The following is a 22371-nucleotide window of genomic DNA, read 5'->3' as shown; positions in this document are numbered from 1 at the left end:
GTATTAATTGTTTTGTTGAATTGGAATGAGGAGTGTAAAACTTGTGCCCTTTCCCACTTCTGAATCTACAATAATCTTACCATGATGTTTCGCAATGGTATTATAGGCAATGGACATTCCCAAACCAGTACCTTCGCCAACGTCTTTCGTTGTAAAAAATGGTTCAAATATCCGTTCATGGATTTCTTTTGGAATACCGATACCATTGTCTGCGATTTTGATAAACACAGCTGTATTATCCTCCTGAACTCCGGTTTCAATGCATATTTTACCGCCAACATCGTGATTAAACTTTTTATTTACGGCGTAAATAGCATTTGTCACGATATTCAAAAAGACTTGATTAAGTTTTCCGGCATGACATTCGACCTTTGGCATATCGCCATAGATCTTATCAACTTCAATCGTGTTATTTAATAAGCTATTGAGGATAACCATTGTTGACTCGAGCCCCTCATTTAAATCTGCAAATTTTAATGTATCCTCGTCTACGCGCGAGAAGATCCGCAAACTCTTTACTATTTCGGCAGTCCGATGGGCCCCATCATGCATCCCCTTTAATAGAAAATCTACTTCTGTTTTCAGATAATCGATATCCTGGTCATCTTTGAATTTTTTGATCTGAGATTGCTTTTCAGTATCGGATAGCCCCTCTTTAAAAGCGATACGCTCTACCTCCTCCAGCGTTTCCCAGATCATCTTAATATCACGTTTTAGCGGAGCGACATTAGACGTAACAAAGTTGATTGGGTTGTTGATCTCATGTGCAACCCCAGCAGTCAATTGACCAAGGGAGGCCATCTTCTCAGCCTCGACAAGTTGAGATTGCGTTTCCTTTAAGTGAGTAAGAGTGGTTTGTAGAGACTCATTAGATTCTGTTAATTCACGTGTCCGCTCATCTACTTTTTGTTCCAATACAATATTTTGTTCACGTATTAACTTCTCGTTTTCTAATGAGATTGCTAATTCTCTGACTTGTGATGCTTCTTTTTCTTCTTTTAAAATATTGATACTATAGGCTAGACCGAAGGACAATAAGGCCATCTCTACAACAGATGCAATTTGTACAGCATTGCTCGTAAAATCGTTATATTTTAAGATGCCATAGTCTTTCAGTAAAAACACGACAGAACCTAATAATAAAATTGTCCAACCGTAAACAAAATATTTAGCCGGTTTATAACCATTTATCATCACACGATAGGATAAGTAAAGGACAAATAAAGACCCCGCTCCTGTTGTCAGCTGCATAACCATGAACGCTGGTTGCGTCAGGTTGAGCAGTGTAAGAAGGCTGCCAATGACAAAAAGGATGATAAAAACAGTAATCACACGTCTTGACCGAGGAGCATTTTTCGGCAATTGAAGAAATGAATCTGCAAAAAGCAGGGCGCATAAGCCTGATAAACAGCCAAAGATAATAGGACCCTTTGTTGCAAAATAAGTCCAATTTGGCCACAAATATTGAAAACTGTAACCTTTAATCCCCATTTGTGTTATTCCTGCACAAAGTACATAAAGGACATAATACAGATAGCCTCTTTCACGAACAGAAAAAAACAGGAATAAATTGTATATCGCCATAATGCCGACAATACCAATATAGATGCCACTTAACAAACTGTCATCATTCATCTCTTTTAAGAAACTACGCTCGTTACTTAAATAGATCGGGAGAATAATCTGTTCCGTACTTTTTATGCGAAGAAAAAAGATGGTCTTCTCATTCCCAGGTAATTGAATGTCGAATGCATAATTAGGGACCTTATATTTTCTCGCCGAAAAAGATTGATGTTCGCCCAGCTTGATCGAGTTATAATGCCCGTTTGATGACGGTACAAAAAGTTCGACCTCATCCAAGAGGGGATAGGCGATTTCGAGCAAGAGTTCAAGCTTTTCTTTGCCCTTGTTTGTTACGGGCAATCGAAACCAGATGTCAGCGGGTGATATGCCCAAATTGGGGACCTTGCTTTCTAACGATTGAAAGGAGGAAGCCGAAGTATCTGCAAAGTTAGGCTCTCCTTTCCCGGTATAACGCTCCAGACCATATCCGATCAATACACGCTGTGTCGGTTTATCGATAATAACCTCTCCAAAACAAGTTGAACTGCATGTAAAAATAAATAAGAAGACTAAGTTAAGCCAGCATTTCATCACTATATGCTATTTTTTTGCTTCGGCAATAACTAAATTCATAGAAACAAGGAAACAACCCGCTTCATCAGCTTGATCCAATGTATTTTGAAATTCCTCCATTTCAGCTGTACTTAACTTCTCTTTTTCGACCATCTCCAGAAGAATTTTATCTAAGAATAGATAGCGGTTGGCCTCTTCTTTCGAACGGGCTACCATACAGAATGTTTGCAATTGAACTTGTTTAAAGCCTTGAGTCAATAGATCTGAAGTTAATTTATTCCCAGCCCAGCCATTGTTGACTTTTTCTTCGGTCAAATAATGACATATCTTAGCCTCAATGTCAACATGCTTGCTGTAAAACGTCAGGCTGTTCCAAATGGTCTCAACGATCACTAAGGGTTGACCTTCACGCAAAACACGGTGGACCTCAGCAAACATTTTTGGCGCTTCCAGCAGATGTTGTACAACGCGCTCCATTCTAATGCCAGAAATGGAATTATCTGTAAAGCTAAGTTGATAAACTTCACCCTGAACAAAGTCGACGTTCTTTACCTCTACACTGCTTGTTTTGGCATGCTCGATTAAAGCCTTATCATGATCCAATCCAACGATAAGTACATTATGGCCCAGCATATTAGCCAAATTGATGGCATCCATTCCAGTTCCACAGCCAAGATCGACGACAACCCCCTCTTTAATCGTATTAAAAGGAGTATATGAATGTATTTTTAATTGTTTAAGAAAATCACCGGTATCCATTAAATAGCCGGCACCATAATGTTTAGTGTCCATTATAAGATATTTAAATTACGATCATCTGATTTATGATCTAATGATGTATGTTTCAGATTTTTAATAATTTCATTTAAATCCCATTGATTGAGATTCGGAATATCGATTTGATAATGAATTTCAATCTCCTTATTCCGTAAAGTTTCTATGCGGACAATATTGGAATTATTACGAAGCGACAAAATTGCATCTTTGTTTTCCTGATCGGCTTCGGTCAAGGTGTCTAGATTGCGCATAATCATTACGGTAGCCAGTAGATCCAGCTTCGGATAATAGAATGTGCCATTATTTCCAACACTTGTATCAATGCGGTAGCCAACACTTTCTGCTAATTTCACCGTGTAAGGAGCACATAAAGCAAAGAGTGATTTAATGCCAACCTGTGTACTGATGGCGGCACCAGCTCTCGTCAAAAATATGCTGCCAATGCCATATCCAGCAATCTCCCTAGAGTTCCAAAGGCCACAACCTTCACCTGTCCCCTGTTGCGCATAATCATAAACAAGGTCTAAGATTTTAGCGTCCATCGCTCCCGTGGCTTGTTCAATGGGAAGTGGTTCGCTCCCTCCAGATACGTGTATACGTACTCCACCATAGACTTTATCGCCATCTAGGGATTCTACGATCAATACGAATGATGCGGGATTGTACATCCAGTCATTTTTGGAAGAAGTTACTTTCTTTACGCCTATAGCAGTTAACACGTGCGCGTGTCCTTCTATGAAACGTTCACAGGTTTGGGGATCGTCGATAGCCCGAAATGCTCTGAGTCTTACTACTGGACGCCCGTCGTTGAATAATAATGCCACCGAATGCTTTGATTTATCGTTTAAACGCAAAACTAATCAATTAAATGCAAAGGTGTTTACTCTTCAAATAAATTATACCGTAATGCAACCGCCTGCACCTAGTGATGGTAAAAATTGTTTGATTCCTTTTTCACCTTTAAGGGCCCAAATAGCCCCTTTTAACTGATGTCATCGAAAATACATTTTATCATCTTAATATGCTGTATTTTCGATATACAATAAATTTGACCTTGGAAATATTAACGTTTCTGGAGGCTATTTTTATGAATCTGACCGTCTTTCATGATTAACAGAAAGTTTTTTTCAGGATCTGCCAATAGTTTTAAATTCTTAAGAGGATCTCCGTCTACAAGGATTAGATCTGCCAACGCTCCTTCTTCTACTGTTCCCAGCTTGCCAGGATAAGGACTTCTTAATCCCGAAAGCTGCAGAAGCTCGCCATTGTCTTGGGTAATCATTTTAATGATTTCGGCATTTGTAAACCACTTTTGAAGGCGCAAAATAAAAGTATTCTGCAATTTATTCAGGTCCGGCTCAAAAAGGAAATCTGTACCCCAAGCTAGTTTTACCCCATATTTCTTAGCCATAGGCCATACTTTTTCTTGACCTTCAATGACAGGCTTACGCTTGATTCTTCGTTGTGGATCCATATCGGGTGTATCTTCCACAAGATTCTGTAAACTAAGCCAGATATTTTTTTCTGCAATTAGCTGTAAAGTTTCTTCATCGAGCAATTGTCCATGCTCTATACATTTTACGCCAGCTTCGATCGCTCTTCGAATTGCTCTTGGCGTATATGCATGTACGGTGACATAGGTTCCCCAGTCTTCGGCTGCATCTACTGCTGCTTTCATTTCGTCTAGCGTATATTGGGTGACATCCACAGGATCATATGCTGAAGAAGTTCCTCCGCCTGCCATGAGTTTAATTTGACTTGCCCCGAATCTTAGATTCTCTCTTACTGCCGTCAGGACCTCATCACGACCATCGGCGATGAAGGTTGCTCCATATCGCTCCGCACGAGAGACAACGCCGAAAAAACGACGCGATTTTTCCTCCGGTGTCCGAAAATCTCCATGCCCTGCAGTTTGGCTTACAACGGCACCAGAAGGCCAGATTCTAGGCCCTAAAAGCTTACCTTTGTCGATCGCAGCTTTTAATGGAAATATGGGACCACCGACATCACGTACGCTTGTAAAACCCCGCATTAACATCTGTTGAGCCGATAGCCCCACCGTCTTGATCAAGAATTCCTCGGATAGGTCATTTGTCATCATTTGAGGCATTGTCAAAGCTCCAAATACCAAATGGACATGCACATCGATCAATCCAGGGATCAGTGTTTTGCCTTTAGCGTCAATTCTGACGATATCCTTTCCTTGTGCGTCAATAGGGGATGTACTGATGGTCTGAATTGTGTTTCCGTTTATTAAAACATGTTTTGGTGGAGTTAAGGTTTGAGTTGTATAGTCGAGCAGTTTGACATTTTCTATTAAAACTTGCTTTTCCTGTGCTTGGATAACATGTACAAAAGCCGAACAAAGAAATAAAGTAAGTAGTTGACCTAAACGCATAGCTTGGAGAATTACGTTAAAATATAATATGACAAATCAATTTTAATTCAAGCTAACTAATGTGCTTGAAAAAATATCTTCTAAGTTAAATTATAAATTCAATATATTTCAATTTTTTCACTATAAATTTTTGCTCTGCCAGCCTTTTTTGAAGAAGTCTTTGTGTAATGTACGCTGTTAATCACAAGAAAAATGCTAAATTTATCCAATCATGATATATAAAAAATCTATTATAAATTATTTAAATATCGTAATTCCCAAGATTGTCTCCATAAGAGAGCTGCTCACCTATGCCCTCTTACTCGGCTTATCAGCTTATGTATTCCTACTGGTTTTTCAGCCATTTGGAACGTATAATTTTGAGAATGCCTATAAATTTAGCTTATTATCCGGATACGGGGCCATTTTATCCATTGCATATGCCTTAATTTCTATTGTCTTGCGTAAAAAAAGGGGGACAGTTGCGATAGAACTATTTCGTATTTTTCTTGTGTTCCTATTATCAAGTTTTTTAAATTTCGTCTATCATGGTTGGTTCATCAATCAGACCCCGTTGCAGTGGACTAACCTGCCCTATATTGGATGTTACACGCTTTCACTTTATAGCCCTATTGCAGCGATTTATTTTTTGCTTCGAGTTGATAAGCGTCATTCGAATCATGAAAAGAATAACTCGTCTATGGAAAGTCTTTCAATAAAGCCAGCTATGATATTGAGCCAAGCGAATGACTGCCATTTGGCCCTGGTCGATATTCCCAATGGTAATCAACCGTTAAAGTTGCTGCCAAACGATTTTATTTTTGCAAAATCGATGGATAATTATTGCATGATCTACTTTAGGAAGGATGGTATGGTAAAGAAGCAGATGGTACGAATTACGTTGAGCCGCTTATCTGAACTGTTGAATACAATGTCTATTCACCGATGCCATCGGTCCTTTCTTGTCAATTTTGAAAAAATCCTTGTAAAGGAAGGGAATGCTCAAGGTTTTTTGTTGCGTTTTGCAGATACTGAAGATTGTGCTGTTATTTCGAGGTCTGCTATAGAATCAGTTAGACCCTATTTGTCGGACTGACCACCCACGTTTTGGTCAATCGTCCCTAAATCTTGCCATACGCCACATAACTTTGTATACTCGTCTTGGGTAGCATAATTTTGTTCAAAAAAAAGATGAACACAAAAAGTTTAAACCTGCTGGTATTATTTCTCTTCTTCGGAATATATTTTATCCTCGATTATTTGTTTTTTGCGCCCCTTCAATCCATGATAACCAACTATGTCCAAAGTGGATTTTTGGGGCATGTACTGACCTATTCAATTGGCCTTGTACCGTTGCTTTTTGGGGCAATGCTGCTTAAACCGAAAGGGCAGAATGAATTATTGGAAAAATTTGGGTTGAAAGGCAATTTTTTACAGGGGCTTTCTTTTGGAATAATAGCTACCTTACCGATGTTCTTGGGTTATGCCTTTGTTTTTATCTTAAATCGGAAAATAGATCCAAACGCACTATTAATAAATAGTGTGTCATCAGGATTCTTTGAAGAAATGATCTTTCGTGCCTATTTTTTTGGTCTAGTTTTTCGCTATACCCGACTAGGTTTTATTCCATCCATTTTAGCTACATCACTCCTGTTTGCTTTACTACATCTTTATCAGAGTCAGGATTTGGGAGAATTGGTCCTGATTTTCGGTATGACTTTCTTCGGCTCTATCCTATTTTCGTGGTTGTATGCTGAGTGGAAGTTTAACCTTTGGATACCGATAGCACTTCATGTTTTGATGAATTCGGCTTGGATGATTTTTGATGTTTCGGACAATGCTGCTGGAAATGGATGGAGCAATTTTTTCCGCTTCTTGACCATCATTGTAGCAATCATAATGACCATAGTCCATTCAAGGAAGTCAATTGGCGGTCTACAAATTGAAAGGAAAAATTTGTGGCTAAAAGATTAGAAATCAGACGTTTTTTAATGAACCTTCATAGCTGTAGATATGTTCTTCAAATGATCTCGTCCACATTTGGAATGAGCGTTAGATTTTAGGTTGCTAAAACTATGAACCTTTTGATAATAGTATTGGCTCTGGAAGAACCCCTGAAAACCAGTATTTTTTTTTGGCATGGGAATCGCTACCTTGACCTTTATGAATAGACCGCTATTTTCACCCCTATCTTTATTCCTAGGAGCGACGTTATCCATGGGAATCTTGAGCTGTGGACACAATACAAAAACCAAAGGTGCGGATTTTAAGGATTCTGCTGAATTTAAAACAGTTGCTGTGAAGGATACGTTGGCTGCTGCTAAATTTCCTCCTTTGCCAATTGACTTTGACAAGACGAAGGTTTTAAAAAATACCTATGTTGTTGATCGAACTGGAGCCGAGCTTAGACAGGGCGCGGATAAGGCTGCCCCGCTATTAGGAAAATATCCCTATGGTACCAAGCTCGACGTGATCGGTGAAGAAGGAGAATGGATTGCCGTAATGGATCGTATCCAGCGCGATTATAGCGGGAACAATGGCGAAAAAGGTGATGTAACGCGATGGGAAAAGGTCTATGTAGCGAAGTCCAAGCTGGGGAAACAAGATAAAATTACAATCTCTCCCAAAGATTTAAATTCAATCGTTTCATTGACGATAAATGGTAAAGAAATGTATTACGAAAATGGACATTCTTTAGATAAGTATCTCCAGCTAGAGTTGATTGATGAGCAAACGTTCTTAGCCGCTCGGAATACGGCTAAAAACTACTTGATCAAGGATACTCTGTCTTATCCCAAAAATGGAAAGATTTTGGAATTGCCGTTGACAAATGGGAAAAAGCTAACATTTAAGGATAAGGATATCGATAATGAATTAGAAGCCAGCTATTCTTATAAAGGGCATTACGATTTTTTAAATGCTTTTGCTGTTGATGGGAATTATTGGGAAAGTGCTGATGTGCGGCTTTTTGATAAACAAGATGGTCATCTTATTGTGGAATGTGGGGATTATCCATTCTTCTCTGCCGATAAAAATTACCTGATGACCTTGCATGCCGACCCCTATGAATCGACGGGCGACCTGCAGCTCTTCCACGTGAAACAAGGAAAGGTGACACCGATGCTTTTTATTAGTTTTAAAGAGTGGATGCCAACCTGGAAAGAAGAGTTAATGTTCTGGGGAAAGGACGGTTGTATCTATACTGCTGCCAACCATGTAGACGGTTACTGGGGTGAAGAAGGATCGCTGAACGAAAGATCACAGTTTATCAGAATCAAGATATTACCCCATTAAACAGGCACAAACCATATTTTTATTGGTTTACTGCTGGCGTATATATTTATTGTTTTTCTGTTTTAAGTAAAACTATTTTGGCATGCACCTGTTGTATTCCATAAAATAGATTATAGTTTGTAATTTAGCTGGATGAAACTAAGAATATTATCGTTATTTACTATCCTTCTTCTCTTTTCCACGTTGTCTATGGCACAAGATAAGCCATGGAAACAGCATAATAAATGGATTTGGGGTCCTTCAGTAGGGTATCAGTATCAAAGTGGTAATTTCCTGAAAGTTTCGGGCTGGGGATTATTTGCACCGAATGATTTTCAGTATATGAAAATTGATGCCGGAGCCAATTTCAGCTGGATGGAAGGTAAAACGACTGTTATTCCAGAGCTGGGGTTTACCTATTATCTAAATGATTTTGTTGTTTTTCCTTTTGTAAAAGCAGAGTTAACACCTTATACCATAACGCCAAAAGTTGGCGCCAGTCTATTCTCTATTGTGGATCTGGGAATAGGTTATGGATTTGATTACAATACTAAGAAAAATTTTAAGCCGATTGACGGAATTACCGTTTCAGTAGGGGTAAATATTCCGCTCAATTTTCATATTTATTAATTGAAAAATGCGCAGTAAGACTATTTATAAATTCCTGGGGTCACTTGTTGTGTTATTAGCTATAGTTAGCAACCTAAAAGCGCAAGACCACTTAATCGGTCCGACGTTAAGCTACCAGTTCCAAAAAGGGAGTATAATAAAAACTGGTGCTTATTTCGCTTTTCCTTTTATAGGAGATCATATTCTCCGAGCTGATGCCACAGCCAACTTTACTTGGACACAAAAGAAGTTTGCCGTGATACCTGAGGCTGCAGTAACGTATTATCCTCAAACATATGTCTTAACTCCCTTTGTTCGTGCAGAGCTTACTCCGTATACCTTTACGCCCAAAGTTGGAGTGAGTTTGGCCACATTGGTGGATATCGACTTTGGTTATGGATTTTCCATCAATGAAAAAAAAGATTACAATCCGATAAAGGGGTTCGCGGTGTCTCTTCGATTTAGTATTCCGCTAAATTATCGAATCAATATGTAGCTTAGATTCATGAATCACCCTTCGCTTGATTTACCTTCCAAAAGCTAAACTTGATAGGACCATTTTTTATGATAGCCTATTTCGCTTGCAAAGTAATTGTGCTAAAGTACTTTTAAGGAACGACTAGACTAATTGTCAAGCCAGTTTTTGAAGGCCGTGACTTTCTCCCGTGAAACAATGAGCTCATCCGATTCATAATGCTTAAGGTATATTTTTAACCGGGCATTAGAATGTACAGCAATATTTTTGATAGCATCAAATTGAACTATAGTGCCTCGGTTGATCCTAAAAAAATCCTTAGGGGATAGTTGTGGCATCAGCGCATCCAATGTTTGGTCCAAAAGATAGTTCCCCTTTTCATTGGTATAAAGGTAAGTGCCTTTGTTTTCGCTGTAAATACATTCGATTTGCTGGGTGGTCACTACTTTTAGGTTTTGGCCTATTTTGATGGTAAAGCGTTCCTTATATGTTTGGACAGTGTTTTTAAATAAAGCTTCAAAAGATGCCAGATCGAGCTGTGGCTTTGGGTGTCTTAATTGACGGAATTTTTCAATAGCATTTTTCAGCTCTTCATCTTCAATCGGCTTCAGGAGGTAATCGATGCTATTTTGTTTAAATGCCCGCAACATATATTCATCGTATGCGGTGGTAAAAATAATGGCCGAATTAGGCTTCACCTGCTCAAGGATGTCAAATGAAATCCCATCGGCGAGTTGAATATCCAAGAACAGTAGGTCAGGTTCGGTATTTGACATAAACCATTCGATAGACTCTTCTACAGTCTGCAGTACAGCAGCTACCGTGTAGCCGAGGTTCTCCAGTTTTCTTTGGAGTAATCTAGCTGATGGGAGTTCGTCTTCTATAATTACTATTTTCATTGTTTTTTGCATGCTTATCGATCATCAGACCGTTGTATTGTTTAATTTATCGAGCATCGTTGTGCCTATGCTATTAGTTTTGCTACGATTACCTCTTGCATGTTTGTTTAAGAAAAGGTTACTTTTAAGAGACTATTTCATTGATGATGGGCAGTCCGACAGAAAATAAAATATCAGTTTCCTGAAGATGTACAGATAAATTGGACAGTATAGCGTAACGTTCCTGAATGTTTTTCAGACCGATTCCCGAATGATCATGGAGCACTTTCTTCTTTTGAAGATTATTTTCAACATAGAGGTAATTATTTTTTCGATAAATCTTCAATAAAAGAGGCTTCCTGACCGAAATAATATTGTGTTTGATTGCATTTTCGATCAGTAATTGAAGGGAAAGGGGTAATATAAAACCAGTATGTTGTTCCGCATTGATCTGTAAATCGATCTGTATACCGGCTTCGAAGCGAAGACTCAAGAGGTTTAAATAGGCCCTTGAAAAAGTAAGCTCATCCTGTAAAGAAACGAGGCTTTTGTCTTTTTGCTCCAATACATAGCGATATATCTTAGAAAGGTCCGTGGTAAACATGCTGGCCTTTTTGGGGCTTTCTTCAATTAATCCATTCAATACATTCAGGCTGTTGAACAAAAAATGTGGATCGAGTTGATTTTTGAGCGACTCAAATTGTGCTGTTATTTGCTGTTTTTCCTGATGAGATTCTTTGATTTGATAATCTTTGAATCTTTTATAGAAATAGAATCCAAAAAAAATCATAGAAATGCACCAAGATATCATCGCAGTTTGAAAATAATATGCAACACGTTGTTGGTGAATAAATTGGTGGAAACGTTGTGGGAAATTTTGGGCAATACTGGGTTTAAACAGTCCGGAAAAAAAAGCATTGACAATAAAAACGACCAGTATGGTCAAGAAGAAACTGACACTGTAAAAAACAATCATCTTTTTTCCAAAATCTTTACTGCTTGGGTATTTGTTCCCGACCCATTTCGATAGATAGCTATGACCTAGAAAGAGAAAAAATCCGTATAGTAAACCTCTGACCATATTAGGATGAAAGATGATGGATATCCAAGGGACATCATTGTGGTCAAGTTTGGCCACAACCACAAAATAGATGGTTACGACCAAGCTTGCGAGTAATGCTTGTATAATAGCTTTAAATGGTGCTTTTTTCACAAAGTGTTATTTGCATTCTTTTATCAATTGTTCTGCCCGATCTTTGCCCCATGAGGGTGCAAATGGTGCAGTAGTTTTCTCTTCACTGAATAAAGATAGTGCTTTCTTTACATCCTCACATTCTTTGCTGGTATCCTGGTTGAAATATTTTTTTGCGTTTATTTGGAATTCCGCTAATCCCAATACCGCACGTGGATTATTTGGCGCAAGGGTGATGGCTTTTTTATATAGACCTATAATCTTAGGTGAAAGCTCTTTGGCTTTTGTCATCGGATCTGTAATCATCAATGCCGTTTGGTTCATCGCTCTCAGCACAAGCCATTCTGAATTATTGTCCTGGGCGCTATTGTTTAGTATTTCTTCTGCAGACTGTATATATTTTGCTTGTGTCTCTTTATTTTTCTCACTGAAGGATGCTGTTGTCAGTACCATGGCCTGATAATAGGCAGGAATCCAATTGTCCTTTTCTGCCTGTGAGATGCGTTCTAAAAGAGCGGCCGCTTTCTGCGTCTCCCCCGATTGCCATAGACTCATGGCTTGTCCCATACTTTTTTCAAAATTGCTTTGTGCAAATGTGCTGCCGCTTATAAGGCAGATGATGGCGATAATAAATGATTTCATGATCTTTCGTTTTTAGTAGTAAATATTTTTCTAAGTTATTGTTGTTGTGTTTGATGTATTTGATATTGAATGTTATTGAAGTTGGTAATCCTTTTCTTCAAACAGAAATAATTCTGGATGGACCGACGTATTTCGATGATGAGTTGATGTTTATTATAGATTGTCCAATTGATTGTCTTTTTCATTTTTACTGATTGTCCAAAAATAGCCTAGAAATACAAAGCGTTTGACAGTAGGGACAATCGGTCTACGGTCGTAGATTCCTTGTGAATTTGGCCGGTCTGCATATTGATACCCATAGATTGGGCTAGCGCCAAGAACATTACTGACGGAGAAATGGATAATTTTTTGCTGGCTGTAAAGAAACGACCAACTCATAGACAGACTATTGTAGCCTTTTGTATGGCCATTCATGAATACTGTTTGGTTGGGATCATTGTAATTTCTGCCGGATACAAACGAATTTGTCAAACTGAGCTGTGAACGTAGGCTTGATAGCCAGTATTTTCCAACGATATAGAAACTGTGTTTGTAAACGTAAGGGGGAGTGACTGTCGTCGGATAATTCGCTTCATTTCTCTTACTGTCGGTATAGGAATATGAAATCCAGTATTGGAGGTTTTTGATGGTGCTGCTGTTTTTATAAAATAAGTCAAAGCCTTTGACCTTACCGCTTCCGTTATTGTCATATTGGCTGTCATATTTTGGAGTTATACTGTTGTATTTTGCCAAATTGTTATATTCTTTGTGATAGGCTTCTAAGCGAAGTAAGTGCCCGCCACGCGAATAGAAATAATTTGCGATATAATGATTGGCCTCCATCCAGTCAAGTTGTGGAGCATATTTTAACAGCGGTGTTGGCGCCTGCTGATGGAAGTTCCCATAAGCAAGTGATAGCTGCGTATATTTATTTAATGCATAGCCCAGCGAAGCCCTCGGTTCTAACGTGCTCTTCGCCTGTAAATTGGAAGAAGTTTCTCGTAAGCCGATCTTCCCGATTAAGTTCGGGAGGATGCCGAAGGTAGTTTCCGTAAATACAGCGGTCATCTTGCTATGATAACCATAGCTATAGCCAAGGGTTTGTCGGTGATATTCTTCTTGATAATTCGTGTCGAAATATTCTATTCCTCCGATACTTTTAATCTTATTGTTCCAGATCTTACTTAGCGTTCCTTTTAAGTGAAGACTCTTTTCTTCATTAGGTAGGTAAACGTCATCGTAATGCAGCTTATCGGTCAGGTAGCCTAGGCCAATACCAGACTGGAATGTCCATCGGTTCCCCAAATTCTGACTGTAGCTGATGTTGGCGTAGGCATTGTTGGATTTCTTTTTCAATGGGACGGGCTGCTCATAATTGATGTCCGCTTGGTAAAGTCCCATATTTTCGAAATTGTAAGCCCCATAAATATTTAGAAAACCTTCTTTAAACTGATGGCGATAGATCATTTCTCCAGAAGCGTTTTCATAGGGTTTCGTCCATTTTATATCTGGTGTAATAATTTTGGAATAGGGTTTTAAGTTTGTATAACTGCTGTTGAAGGTGAGAGAGTTTTTGCCCCATTGTAAGGTATGTCCTAGCCCTAATCCAACGGAAGATAGCGAAAGCTCTGTTTTGGACTGCTCTATGGTATTTTCAGTGTTTAGCGCTAGAATGCTGGACAGCGCATTGCCAAATTCTGCAGAATAGCCGCCTGTAGAGAAATTCACGCCTTTAAAGAGCATAGGCGAAAACCTGCCCCTTACAGGAACTTCGTTTGGTGTTGCGGTGTAAGGTTGGGCTACTCTGATTCCATTGATGTAGGTCTGTGTTTCGGAAGCATCTCCACCGTGAACCATAAGACGTCCATTCTCGCCCCCAACCTGTGCTCCGGGCAATGTTGCCAGTGCGCTGATGATGTTTCCCATGCTGCCTGCCGTAGTGACAATATCCAATGGACTCATTACCGTGTTTTTTCCGGAGCTATTGGCTTGTAGGACCCCTGCCTGAATCGTAACTTCCTGTAAGCGATTCTCGCTTTCTTGCATTTGAATAATCAGCAATTCTTTTTGAGGTAGCTGGATAGGCCTGTTATATGTTGGGAGGCCCACAACAGACGCTTTAATGATTTTAGTGCCTTGTTCACTGGTCTCAAATACGAAATTTCCAAGGGAATCGGTGGTGCCACCATCATAGGTGCCTTCAATATAAACATTGGCTAAATATATAGGTTTGCCGTTTTTGCCCAGCACTTTCCCTTTCAAGATGGACTGCGCAGATACGATGGTAATACTTAAAAATAGTAAGGTTAATAACAGCTTCATTTTTCTTTAATTTTATTCAAATATCCGCGGCTGTAAGTGTTCCTGCGAAAAAGAGTGGATGGAATGTCAAAATATCATGACGAATTGCAGGATTCCAACTTTATGCTGTAAATTGATATCGAAAAACAAAATTTCCTCCATAAATAAGTTCCGCAATGGAAAGTGGAGAATGCGAAAAATGGCTGTTATATGTGACGTACTTATATCGGATATAAAAGTCATTTTACTTTCGTTTGATATTGAAAATAAGAGTTTAAAATTAAGTCAGAAAAATGCGAATAACCATTTTAGATGACTATCAAGACGCTGTCCGAAAGTTGGACTGTTTCAAAATTCTTGATGGTCACGATGTCCAAATATTGAAACAGTCCTATTCAGATCCGGCTTTACTGGCCGAAAAATTGAGCGATACGGAAGCGCTAGTGCTCATCAGAGAACGGACGCGGATTACAGAAGACCTGTTGTCTCAGCTTCCCAAGCTTAAGTTAATTAGCCAGACGGGCAAAATTTCAAACCATTTGGATTTGGCTGTTTGTAGCCGTTTCCATGTGGCTGTTGCTGAAAGTATGGGCTCTCCTGTTGCTCCGGCTGAATTGACCTGGCTTTTGATCATGAATGCCCTCCGTGGTTTACCTAAGGCTCTTTCAGATATGGACAAAGGCCTATGGCAAACGAATATAGGAGATTGTGTCGCCGGGAAAACAATAGGGATATGGAGCTATGGAAAAATAGGGAAGCGAATAGCGCAATATGCAAAGGCTTTTGGTGCACAAGTAATTGTTTGGGGAAGCGAAAATTCCCGAGAGGAAGCTGTAAGAGATGGTTTTTTAGCTGCTGCCAGTAAATCCGATTTTTTTCATTTTTCAGATGTTGTTACTTTACACCTTAGGTTAGTGCGTGAGACGCGAGGTGTCGTAAAGCTCGAAGATCTCCGGTCTATGAAGCCGACAGCGCTTTTTGTCAACACCTCTCGTGCTGAGTTGGTTGAAGAAGGGGCACTATTGACCGCGCTCGAGACAGGTGTTCCGGGGATGGCTGCGGTAGATGTCTATGAGTCCGAACCAATCTTTGATCCGAACTATCCGTTATTGCAGCTGCCAAATGTACTTTGTACGCCACATATTGGCTATGTGGAGAAAAATGGTTACGAACAATTATTTAGACTTGCTTTTGAGAATATTGTAGCCTTTTCTGGGGGCGATCCACAGCATATCGCTAACCCCGAAGTTTTGACCCACTAATTAAATGAATCGGCTATACATAGATGAATAATTTTACGCATTTAGAACAACCAACAGGTCGCGTTATTGTGGTCGGCGGTAAGGAATATCTTTTTTTTGGTGGAACTTCCTATCTAGGGCTGGCAACAGATAAAGCATATGCTTCTATTTTCATAGAAGGTATACAGCGGTATGGTATCAACAACGGCACTTCACGAAATAATAATGTGCAACAGGCCATATTTGATCAAGCCGAAGAATATGCAGCAAAGCGTTTTGGTTTTGAAGCAAGCCTGTTGCTCTCAAGTGGATATTTGGCAACGCAATTTCTTGTAAGAACCTTGGCGACCGAAGGAGAAGTATTGTACGCTCCCGCTTGTCACCCTTCTTTATGGCTAGATAAGAAGCCCGTCGCAACTGGGCATTTTGTTGCGTGGGCTAATGCAACGATCGAGTATATCAATCATTCAGCCCAAACATCATTTATCATCGTTAGCAACAGCTTGGACAATATGCGGCCAGAATTGTACGATTTCACTGTTTTCAATCGTATTGATCCGGACAAAAAGATTATACTGCTCTTGGACGATTCTCACGGAATAGGAGTTTTGCGCAAGAATAGCATTTCATTGGATAAAAGTAGTGTTCAACAAACTAATATTGAACTGATCGTCGTCGCATCCTTGGCAAAAGGCCTGGCAACGGATGCTGGATTGATTTTGGCCGATGGGGAACGGATCAGGTATCTCAAGCGATCAAACTTTTATACAGGGGCTTCTCCAAGTTCACCAGCGAGCTTATATGCATTTGTTCATGGAGAGCAGATCTATCTACAGCAATTCGAAAAGCTGCGGTATAATATTGATTCCTTCAAAGCACATATGGAGTCTGGGTTAAACACTGTTGCTGATTTTCCGGTCTTTTCTTCAATGGATACGGGCCTTTATGCGAGGCTGATGAATGCTGGAATACTGGTTTCAAGTTTTCCTTATCCCCTCGCTACAGACCCGCTATTAAATCGGATTGTGGTGAACGCGCACCATACCAAGGCAGATTTGGACCAGCTGAGTCATGCAATTGGCATATATTGATTTTTATATGACAAGTAATAAGTCAACATCTTGTAAATTAGATAATTGTTTTTATTTTTGAGGTCTATTTAATGGTTGGTTGGACGCAATGTCTCGTTAATTGATTGTAAATGTTTGGCTTTTGGAAGCTTATTTATCAAAAAAGTATTTAAATAATTTCCATTACTCATTTTAAAACAATACTTTTGCATCCCCAAACATTAGTTGGCTTAAGGGTTGAAAAATAAATAATTACAGTAAAATAGATATGACTAAAGCAGAAATTATTGCAGAAATCTCTACCAAAACTGGCTTAGAGAAGGTAGATGTTCAAGAAACCGTAGAGGCGTTCTTTAAAGTTGTCAAAAACGCAATGATCGGAGGAGAAAATGTATATGTAAGAGGTTTTGGTAGCTTCGTAGTCAAAAAAAGAGCTGAGAAGACTGCAAGAAACATTTCAAAAAATACAGCAATCATTATCCCTGAACACTTTGTTCCTAGTTTCAAGCCAGCTAAAATTTTCGTAGAGAAAGTAAAGAATGGCAATAAATAATCTTTAAAATAGATTAAAATGGCAAAAACCAAACAGATAATAGTAATAGGATCAGTAGTAGCCTTGGTTGCTGTGCTTTTAGCACAGCCTATTAAAGGTTTGGTGAACAAAGAAAAACAAACTGCTGCAGCATCTGAGTCGAAGCCTTCCAACGAAGTAAATTTGGAAAATATATCTTCGATGACAAAACAAGGTTTAGATGCTAGTTTAGTCAAAGAAATTTCCGATATTGAGGGCCAAGTTGCAAAAGCTTCTGGAGAGGATAAGATAAAGCTGTTGCAACAGTTGGCAAATAAGTGGGATGATGTCGCAAAACCAGCCCCTCAGGCTTTCATCTATGAGGAAATGGCAAAGGTTTCACCGAAGTTTGAATATTGGTTGAAAGCAGGTAATGCTTATCGTGCCGCTTATACAAATTTGCAGGATTCTACTTTAGCCCAAGCGTTGAATCAAAATGCTATTCATGCATATGAGGCTGCGTTAAAAGCGAATACAAGTAGTTTGGATGCAAAAACAGGATTGGGTGCCGCAATGGTATCAGGAACGAACAACCCTATGGCAGGTATTGCCTTATTGCGAGAAGTCGTTGCTGCCGATCCTAAAAACTTAGAAGCAAACAAAACTTTGGGATTGTTTTCATTACAATCCCGTCAGTTTGACAAAGCCATCGAGCGTTTTAAGACCGTTATCGATCAAAAACCCGATGCTGAGTCATACTTTTACTTAGCCACAGGCTATGAAAATATTGGGATGAAAAAGGAAGCCGTTACAGCTTTTCAAAAAAGTAAGGAACTGGCAGCCGATCCTTCCCTATCACAATTCATCGATCGAAAGATCGCGGAATTGAGCAAGTAATTAATTTATTATTTTATAATCATTAAAAAATTTAGCTATGCCAAGCGGAAAAAAAAGAAAAAGACACAAGATGGCTACTCACAAACGTAAAAAACGTTTAAGAAAAAATAGACACAAGAAAAAATAGTCTTGTGATAAGCTTTTAAACATCTTGGCCCATTTTGCTGAGATAGCTTTACGAAACGATCTACATGTCTGTGAAGGGGATGTAGATTGTTTTTTTCGTAACAACGTTCTTTAAATGTTTAATCGGATACCCAAGATTGCGATAGGATATTGCATAGGTATCAAAAATGAGTAGCTTTTGGTAAAGGAATTAATTATCGATTCAACTCCTGATAAAGGGGTAACTATTGCTTTACTACAAGATAAGCAGCTTGTTGAACTTAACCGGGAGCCCGCAAATAATAACTTCGCCGTTGGAGATATCTATCTCGGACGTATTAAGCGAATTATGCCTGGGCTTAATGCAGCTTTCGTGGATGTAGGCTACGAAAAGGATGCTTTTCTACATTATTTAGATCTGGGTCCTCAAGTTCAATCTTTGCTAAAGCTTACGCGTATAGTGAAGAATGGCAGTTATCAAGAGAAACTGCTCAATAGTTTAAAACTTGAAAAGGATATCGATAAAGCTGGTAAGATCTCTGATGTCTTAAGCAAAAATATGCTCGTGCCAGTACAAATCGCCAAAGAACCCATTTCAACAAAAGGGCCGCGTCTGAGTTCAGACCTTTCAATTGCGGGCCGTTTTGTCGTTTTGGTACCTTTCTCAAGTACTGTTTCCATTTCCAAGCGTATCAAAGGTAGTAATGAACGCAATCGCCTAAAAAAGATTGTCGAAGGAATTAAGCCAGCTAATTTTGGCGTTATCATTCGTACAGTTTCCGAGGGTAAGGGTGTTGAAGAACTACAACGTGACTTATTGGACCTGATCTCAAAATGGGAGCTATTTACCAAACGTCTTCGTAATGCTGAACCGCCTCAAAAGGTTCTTGGCGAAATGGATCGTGCATCCACTATTCTACGAGATATTTTGACAGACGAGTTTTCGCATATTTATGTTAATGATCCTTCGATCTTCGAAGAAACAAAATCATATATACACGATATATCTCCAGACTTGGAGAAAATTGTCAAACTTTATAAACATAAAGAGCCAATTTTTGATCATTTCGGAGTTGAAAAGCAAATCAAGGCAGCTTTTGGCAAAACTGTAACATTGCCGGGCGGTGCGTACCTCGTTATAGAGCATACCGAAGCCTTGCATGTCATTGATGTCAACAGTGGTAACCGTTCTGCTAATAAGGAGAATCAGGAAGACAATGCATTGCTGGTCAATATGGAAGCAGCAAAAGAAATTGCGCGTCAGCTGCGTTTGCGTGATATGGGCGGAATTGTAGTCATCGATTTTATCGATATGCATAAACCCAATCATCGAAAAGAGTTGTATACGTTCTTAAAAGAATGTATGGTAGCGGATAGAGCGAGACATACAATTTTGCCTCCAAGTAAATTTGGATTGGTTCAAATTACACGTCAGCGCGTTAGACCTGAAATGAATATCGTCACAAACGAAAAATGTCCGGCTTGTGATGGTACAGGTGAAATCCGATCAAGTATTGTCCTCATGGATGATATTGAAAATAATTTGAGCTTTATTCTTCAAGAACAAAACGAAAAGAAGGTGACCTTATGTGTTCACCCTTACATAGACGCCTACATTAAGTCTGGTTTGATTTCTAAAAGAATGAAATGGTTCATGAAGTACGGAAAATGGATTAAAGTAAATCCAATGACGTCATATTATCTAACTGAATTCCATTTCTTCAATGCGAAGGATGAAGAAATCAAGTTATAATAGAAAGAGATTAACGAAAAGGGTTAGTAGTGATACTAGCCCTTTTTTGTTTTTATATCATTGTACTGTTTATACCCAATGGATAATTATGCCGTCTTTTTCCATTTTGCGGAAGTAAGTCATTTGTCTTTTGGCATAGCGATGTATTTCTGTCTCCAGTTTTGTGGTAAAAGCAGAATAATCGAGCTGTCCAAGAAGATGGAGTGACGCATATTTATACTCCAAACCATAGTATTGAAGTTGCTCGTGTGTAATACCTTCTGTCAAGAGCCCGCGCACTTCTTCTAAGAAGCCTTCATTCAATCGTTGTTTTAATCTTTGGCTAATGTGTTCGCGTCTGATTTCCAACGGGGGACTTAATCCGATAACAATGCTATCTACCGCTTGTTGCTGGACGATGTGATCGGGGTGGTTCTCTAAAAACGCTAATATTTCTATTGCTCGGATTATACGTTTTTTGGTTGAAAGATCGATTTGAAAGTTCACAGGTAGTGTATATTCCTGAAGACGCGCTAACAGCTCCGTCTCTGGATATGCAAGTAATAACTCCTTGAAGCCTTCGATTGATGGGATCAGCGCATAGGGATTTTCTTGGATTACACTTTGAATATATAAACCTGTACCACCACATAGGATGGTATGTTTTCCCTTTTCTAGAATGGATTGTTGGGCTTGACGGAAGTCAGCAATAAAATTTCCGAGATTGTAGCGTTTTCCCGGTTCATGAATGTCGATAAGATGATAGGGAATATCTTGGTATTCCGATAGGTCTTTTCCCGTACCGATGTCCATCCTTCGATAGATTTGGCGGGAATCAGCACTGATGATTTCAGCATCAATGTGTTGGGCCAGTTGGACGGCCAGTTTCGTTTTTCCAGAAGCTGTAGGCCCTAAGATAACGATAACTTTCTCTTTTGGAACGGTTTGCTGTTCCAAAAGAGAAAGTGTATATTTTAATCTGTCTATCACAGAACAAATTTAGTCCATTTTTCTGTTCCTTCGTTATTTTTTACAACAGTATCGATAAAAGCCATGCCTCTTACGCCATCGTAAACTGTTGGAAAATCCTGTTGTTCAGCTGTAGGAGTTTTTCCTTCACGTTTTGCTGTAACTGTTGCCGCAAAATTACGGTAGATATTCGCAAATGATTCTAATAGCCCTTCAGGGTGACCCGCTGGTACACGGGTATTATGTGTTGCAAAAGAACTCAACGTATAAGGCGCTGCGTAAGCATTACCTGTGCGATAAAGCTGACGAGGTTGATCAAGCATTTTGATAATTAAATTGTTCGGATCCTCATTCGCCCATTCCAATCCACCTTTTTCGCCATAGATACGGATACGAACAGCATTTTCTTCTCCGGCTGAAATTTGCGAAGCCATCAATACGCCTTTAGCACCATTTTCGAAACGTAAAAGCACCGAACCATCGTCATCCAATAGACGGCCTTCAACAAATGTTGTTAGGTCTGCACATAGCTCTTGGATTTTTAAGCCCGATACATATTCCGCTAAATGCGCAGCATGGGTACCGATATCACCCATAACCAACGATTTGCCCGAGCGTTTCGGATCTGCACGCCAAGCGGCTCCAGCATTCCCCTCGCGTTCCGTTAAACGACTTAACCAACCTTGTGGATACTCAACAACAATCTTTCTGATCTTACCGAAGTGACCTTCTTTGACCATTGCTTTGGCTTGTTTAACCATTGGGTAGCCTGAATACGTATGGGTAAGGCACAGCGTACGACCAGTACGTTCTACGGTTTCTTGTAATTCTTTTGCTTCTTCAACAGATACTGTCATTGGTTTTTCAACGACAACATCAAAACCTTTTTCTAGCGCTAATTTAGCGGGAGCAAAATGTAAAAAATTGGGTGTTACGATCGTTACAAAATCCATGCGTTCGCCTTCGGGAAGCAAAGATTCTTTTTCGATCATCTCTTCATAGTTTAGATAGACACGCTCAGGAGCTACAAATAAGTCTTCTCCAGATTGTTTTGAAATCTGTGGATCAATACTAAATGCACCACAAACCAGTTCAATCTTGCCATCCATAAAAGCAGCAATACGGTGTACAGCGCCAATAAAGGCGTCGTTTCCGCCTCCGACCATACCCATGCGAAGTTTTCTCTTCATAACGTTATTATTTTTGA

20 protein-coding genes are annotated in these 22371 nt (G+C 39.4%); 10 read left to right on the top strand and 10 right to left on the bottom strand.

Going from position 1 to position 22371, the window contains the following annotated elements; translation table 11 throughout:
* Positions 1-3 precede the first annotated feature (3 nt).
* The 4 genes from L1283_RS08980 to L1283_RS08965 all read right to left on the bottom strand — a co-directional run bounded on the left by L1283_RS08980 (position 4) and on the right by L1283_RS08965 (position 5311).
* On the bottom strand, positions 4-2154 hold the full coding sequence (locus L1283_RS08980) for a sensor histidine kinase (RefSeq protein ID WP_145328270.1): 2151 nt from the start codon (positions 2152-2154) through the stop codon (positions 4-6).
* A gap of 9 nt (positions 2155-2163) precedes the next feature.
* Complete coding sequence (locus L1283_RS08975) at positions 2164-2928, bottom strand: methyltransferase domain-containing protein (protein ID WP_145328271.1); 765 nt, start codon at positions 2926-2928, stop codon at positions 2164-2166.
* Positions 2928-3737, bottom strand: coding sequence for a hypothetical protein (locus L1283_RS08970; RefSeq protein WP_075994562.1), 810 nt, complete (start codon positions 3735-3737; stop codon positions 2928-2930). Before L1283_RS08970 ends, L1283_RS08975 begins: the two co-directional genes overlap by 1 nt.
* Positions 3738-3976: 239 nt before the next feature.
* Positions 3977-5311 (bottom strand): amidohydrolase family protein, encoded by a 1335-nt coding sequence (locus tag L1283_RS08965; RefSeq protein WP_145328272.1) that lies wholly within the window; start codon positions 5309-5311, stop codon positions 3977-3979.
* Between the two features lie 211 nt (positions 5312-5522).
* Between L1283_RS08965 and L1283_RS08960 the strand changes: the two genes are divergently transcribed.
* From L1283_RS08960 to L1283_RS08940, 5 genes are all read left to right on the top strand, one after another.
* A complete protein-coding gene (locus L1283_RS08960) occupies positions 5523-6386 on the top strand; it encodes a LytTR family DNA-binding domain-containing protein (RefSeq protein WP_145328273.1) in 864 nt (287 codons plus the stop codon).
* 95 nt (positions 6387-6481) lie between these two features.
* Positions 6482-7264, top strand: coding sequence for a CPBP family intramembrane glutamic endopeptidase (locus L1283_RS08955; protein ID WP_145328274.1), 783 nt, complete (start codon positions 6482-6484; stop codon positions 7262-7264).
* Positions 7265-7453: 189 nt separating this feature from the next.
* Positions 7454-8584 (top strand): SH3 domain-containing protein, encoded by a 1131-nt coding sequence (locus tag L1283_RS08950; RefSeq protein ID WP_145328275.1) that lies wholly within the window; start codon positions 7454-7456, stop codon positions 8582-8584.
* Positions 8585-8716: 132 nt separating this feature from the next.
* Entirely contained in the window at positions 8717-9193 is a 477-nt protein-coding gene (locus L1283_RS08945) for a hypothetical protein (protein ID WP_088163365.1), read from the top strand.
* A 7-nt stretch (positions 9194-9200) separates the two neighbouring features.
* Complete coding sequence (locus L1283_RS08940; protein ID WP_145328276.1) at positions 9201-9668, top strand: hypothetical protein; 468 nt, start codon at positions 9201-9203, stop codon at positions 9666-9668.
* A 128-nt stretch (positions 9669-9796) separates the two neighbouring features.
* On the opposite strand, the gene L1283_RS08935 is transcribed toward L1283_RS08940, so the two are convergent.
* From L1283_RS08935 to L1283_RS08920, 4 genes are all read right to left on the bottom strand, one after another.
* On the bottom strand, positions 9797-10546 hold the full coding sequence (locus L1283_RS08935; protein ID WP_145328277.1) for a LytR/AlgR family response regulator transcription factor: 750 nt from the start codon (positions 10544-10546) through the stop codon (positions 9797-9799).
* Between the two features lie 124 nt (positions 10547-10670).
* A complete protein-coding gene (locus tag L1283_RS08930) occupies positions 10671-11738 on the bottom strand; it encodes a sensor histidine kinase (RefSeq protein ID WP_088163362.1) in 1068 nt (355 codons plus the stop codon).
* A 6-nt stretch (positions 11739-11744) separates the two neighbouring features.
* The gene (locus L1283_RS08925) at positions 11745-12359 is read right to left on the bottom strand and encodes a tetratricopeptide repeat protein (RefSeq protein WP_145328278.1); all 615 of its coding nucleotides are present in this window, start codon (positions 12357-12359) and stop codon (positions 11745-11747) included.
* Between the two features lie 153 nt (positions 12360-12512).
* On the bottom strand, positions 12513-14660 hold the full coding sequence (locus L1283_RS08920; protein ID WP_429626052.1) for a TonB-dependent receptor: 2148 nt from the start codon (positions 14658-14660) through the stop codon (positions 12513-12515).
* A 272-nt stretch (positions 14661-14932) separates the two neighbouring features.
* On the opposite strand from L1283_RS08920, the gene L1283_RS08915 reads away from it, so the two are divergent.
* The 5 genes from L1283_RS08915 to L1283_RS08895 all read left to right on the top strand — a co-directional run bounded on the left by L1283_RS08915 (position 14933) and on the right by L1283_RS08895 (position 20216).
* On the top strand, positions 14933-15901 hold the full coding sequence (locus L1283_RS08915; protein ID WP_145328280.1) for a D-2-hydroxyacid dehydrogenase family protein: 969 nt from the start codon (positions 14933-14935) through the stop codon (positions 15899-15901).
* Positions 15902-15924: 23 nt separating this feature from the next.
* Positions 15925-16971: an 8-amino-7-oxononanoate synthase gene (locus L1283_RS08910; protein ID WP_088163359.1), complete on the top strand. Its 1047-nt coding sequence runs from the start codon at positions 15925-15927 to the stop codon at positions 16969-16971.
* A gap of 247 nt (positions 16972-17218) precedes the next feature.
* Complete coding sequence (locus L1283_RS08905; protein WP_046673299.1) at positions 17219-17503, top strand: HU family DNA-binding protein; 285 nt, start codon at positions 17219-17221, stop codon at positions 17501-17503.
* An 18-nt stretch (positions 17504-17521) separates the two neighbouring features.
* On the top strand, positions 17522-18358 hold the full coding sequence (locus L1283_RS08900; RefSeq protein ID WP_070562796.1) for a tetratricopeptide repeat protein: 837 nt from the start codon (positions 17522-17524) through the stop codon (positions 18356-18358).
* A 304-nt stretch (positions 18359-18662) separates the two neighbouring features.
* A complete protein-coding gene (locus L1283_RS08895; RefSeq protein ID WP_046673301.1) occupies positions 18663-20216 on the top strand; it encodes an Rne/Rng family ribonuclease in 1554 nt (517 codons plus the stop codon).
* A 69-nt stretch (positions 20217-20285) separates the two neighbouring features.
* On the opposite strand, the gene miaA is transcribed toward L1283_RS08895, so the two are convergent.
* Together miaA and L1283_RS08885 are read right to left on the bottom strand one after the other, a co-directional pair.
* Positions 20286-21185 carry a tRNA (adenosine(37)-N6)-dimethylallyltransferase MiaA gene (gene miaA / locus L1283_RS08890; RefSeq protein ID WP_088163358.1) on the bottom strand — a complete coding sequence of 300 codons (900 nt, stop codon included), beginning with the start codon at positions 21183-21185 and terminating at the stop codon, positions 20286-20288.
* Positions 21182-22354 (bottom strand): Gfo/Idh/MocA family protein, encoded by a 1173-nt coding sequence (locus L1283_RS08885; RefSeq protein WP_075990358.1) that lies wholly within the window; start codon positions 22352-22354, stop codon positions 21182-21184. The genes miaA and L1283_RS08885 overlap by 4 nt, the downstream gene beginning before the upstream one ends.
* Positions 22355-22371 lie beyond the last annotated feature (17 nt).

The sequence above is a fragment of the Sphingobacterium sp. HSC-15S19 genome, assembly GCF_050433745.1.
In the GTDB taxonomy this organism is placed as follows: Bacteria; Bacteroidota; Bacteroidia; order Sphingobacteriales; family Sphingobacteriaceae; genus Sphingobacterium; species Sphingobacterium siyangense.
The sequence above is the reverse complement of the archived record's forward strand: the minus strand, read 5'-3'. Positions and strand labels throughout refer to the sequence as shown.

Excerpts from the sequence above, each read along its gene's own strand:
- L1283_RS08980 (WP_145328270.1), bottom strand. The coding sequence starts at position 2,154 with ATGAAATGCTGGCTTAACTTAGTCTTCTTATTTATTTTTACATGCAGT.
- L1283_RS08975 (WP_145328271.1), bottom strand. The coding sequence starts at position 2,928 with ATGGACACTAAACATTATGGTGCCGGCTATTTAATGGATACCGGTGAT.
- L1283_RS08965 (WP_145328272.1), bottom strand. The coding sequence starts at position 5,311 with ATGCGTTTAGGTCAACTACTTACTTTATTTCTTTGTTCGGCTTTTGTA.
- L1283_RS08960 (WP_145328273.1), top strand. The coding sequence starts at position 5,523 with ATGATATATAAAAAATCTATTATAAATTATTTAAATATCGTAATTCCC.
- L1283_RS08955 (WP_145328274.1), top strand. The coding sequence starts at position 6,482 with ATGAACACAAAAAGTTTAAACCTGCTGGTATTATTTCTCTTCTTCGGA.
- L1283_RS08950 (WP_145328275.1), top strand. The coding sequence starts at position 7,454 with ATGAATAGACCGCTATTTTCACCCCTATCTTTATTCCTAGGAGCGACG.
- L1283_RS08945 (WP_088163365.1), top strand. The coding sequence starts at position 8,717 with ATGAAACTAAGAATATTATCGTTATTTACTATCCTTCTTCTCTTTTCC.
- L1283_RS08940 (WP_145328276.1), top strand. The coding sequence starts at position 9,201 with ATGCGCAGTAAGACTATTTATAAATTCCTGGGGTCACTTGTTGTGTTA.
- L1283_RS08935 (WP_145328277.1), bottom strand. The coding sequence starts at position 10,546 with ATGAAAATAGTAATTATAGAAGACGAACTCCCATCAGCTAGATTACTC.
- L1283_RS08925 (WP_145328278.1), bottom strand. The coding sequence starts at position 12,359 with ATGAAATCATTTATTATCGCCATCATCTGCCTTATAAGCGGCAGCACA.
- L1283_RS08920 (WP_429626052.1), bottom strand. The coding sequence starts at position 14,660 with ATGAAGCTGTTATTAACCTTACTATTTTTAAGTATTACCATCGTATCT.
- L1283_RS08915 (WP_145328280.1), top strand. The coding sequence starts at position 14,933 with ATGCGAATAACCATTTTAGATGACTATCAAGACGCTGTCCGAAAGTTG.
- L1283_RS08910 (WP_088163359.1), top strand. The coding sequence starts at position 15,925 with ATGAATAATTTTACGCATTTAGAACAACCAACAGGTCGCGTTATTGTG.
- L1283_RS08905 (WP_046673299.1), top strand. The coding sequence starts at position 17,219 with ATGACTAAAGCAGAAATTATTGCAGAAATCTCTACCAAAACTGGCTTA.
- L1283_RS08900 (WP_070562796.1), top strand. The coding sequence starts at position 17,522 with ATGGCAAAAACCAAACAGATAATAGTAATAGGATCAGTAGTAGCCTTG.
- L1283_RS08885 (WP_075990358.1), bottom strand. The coding sequence starts at position 22,354 with ATGAAGAGAAAACTTCGCATGGGTATGGTCGGAGGCGGAAACGACGCC.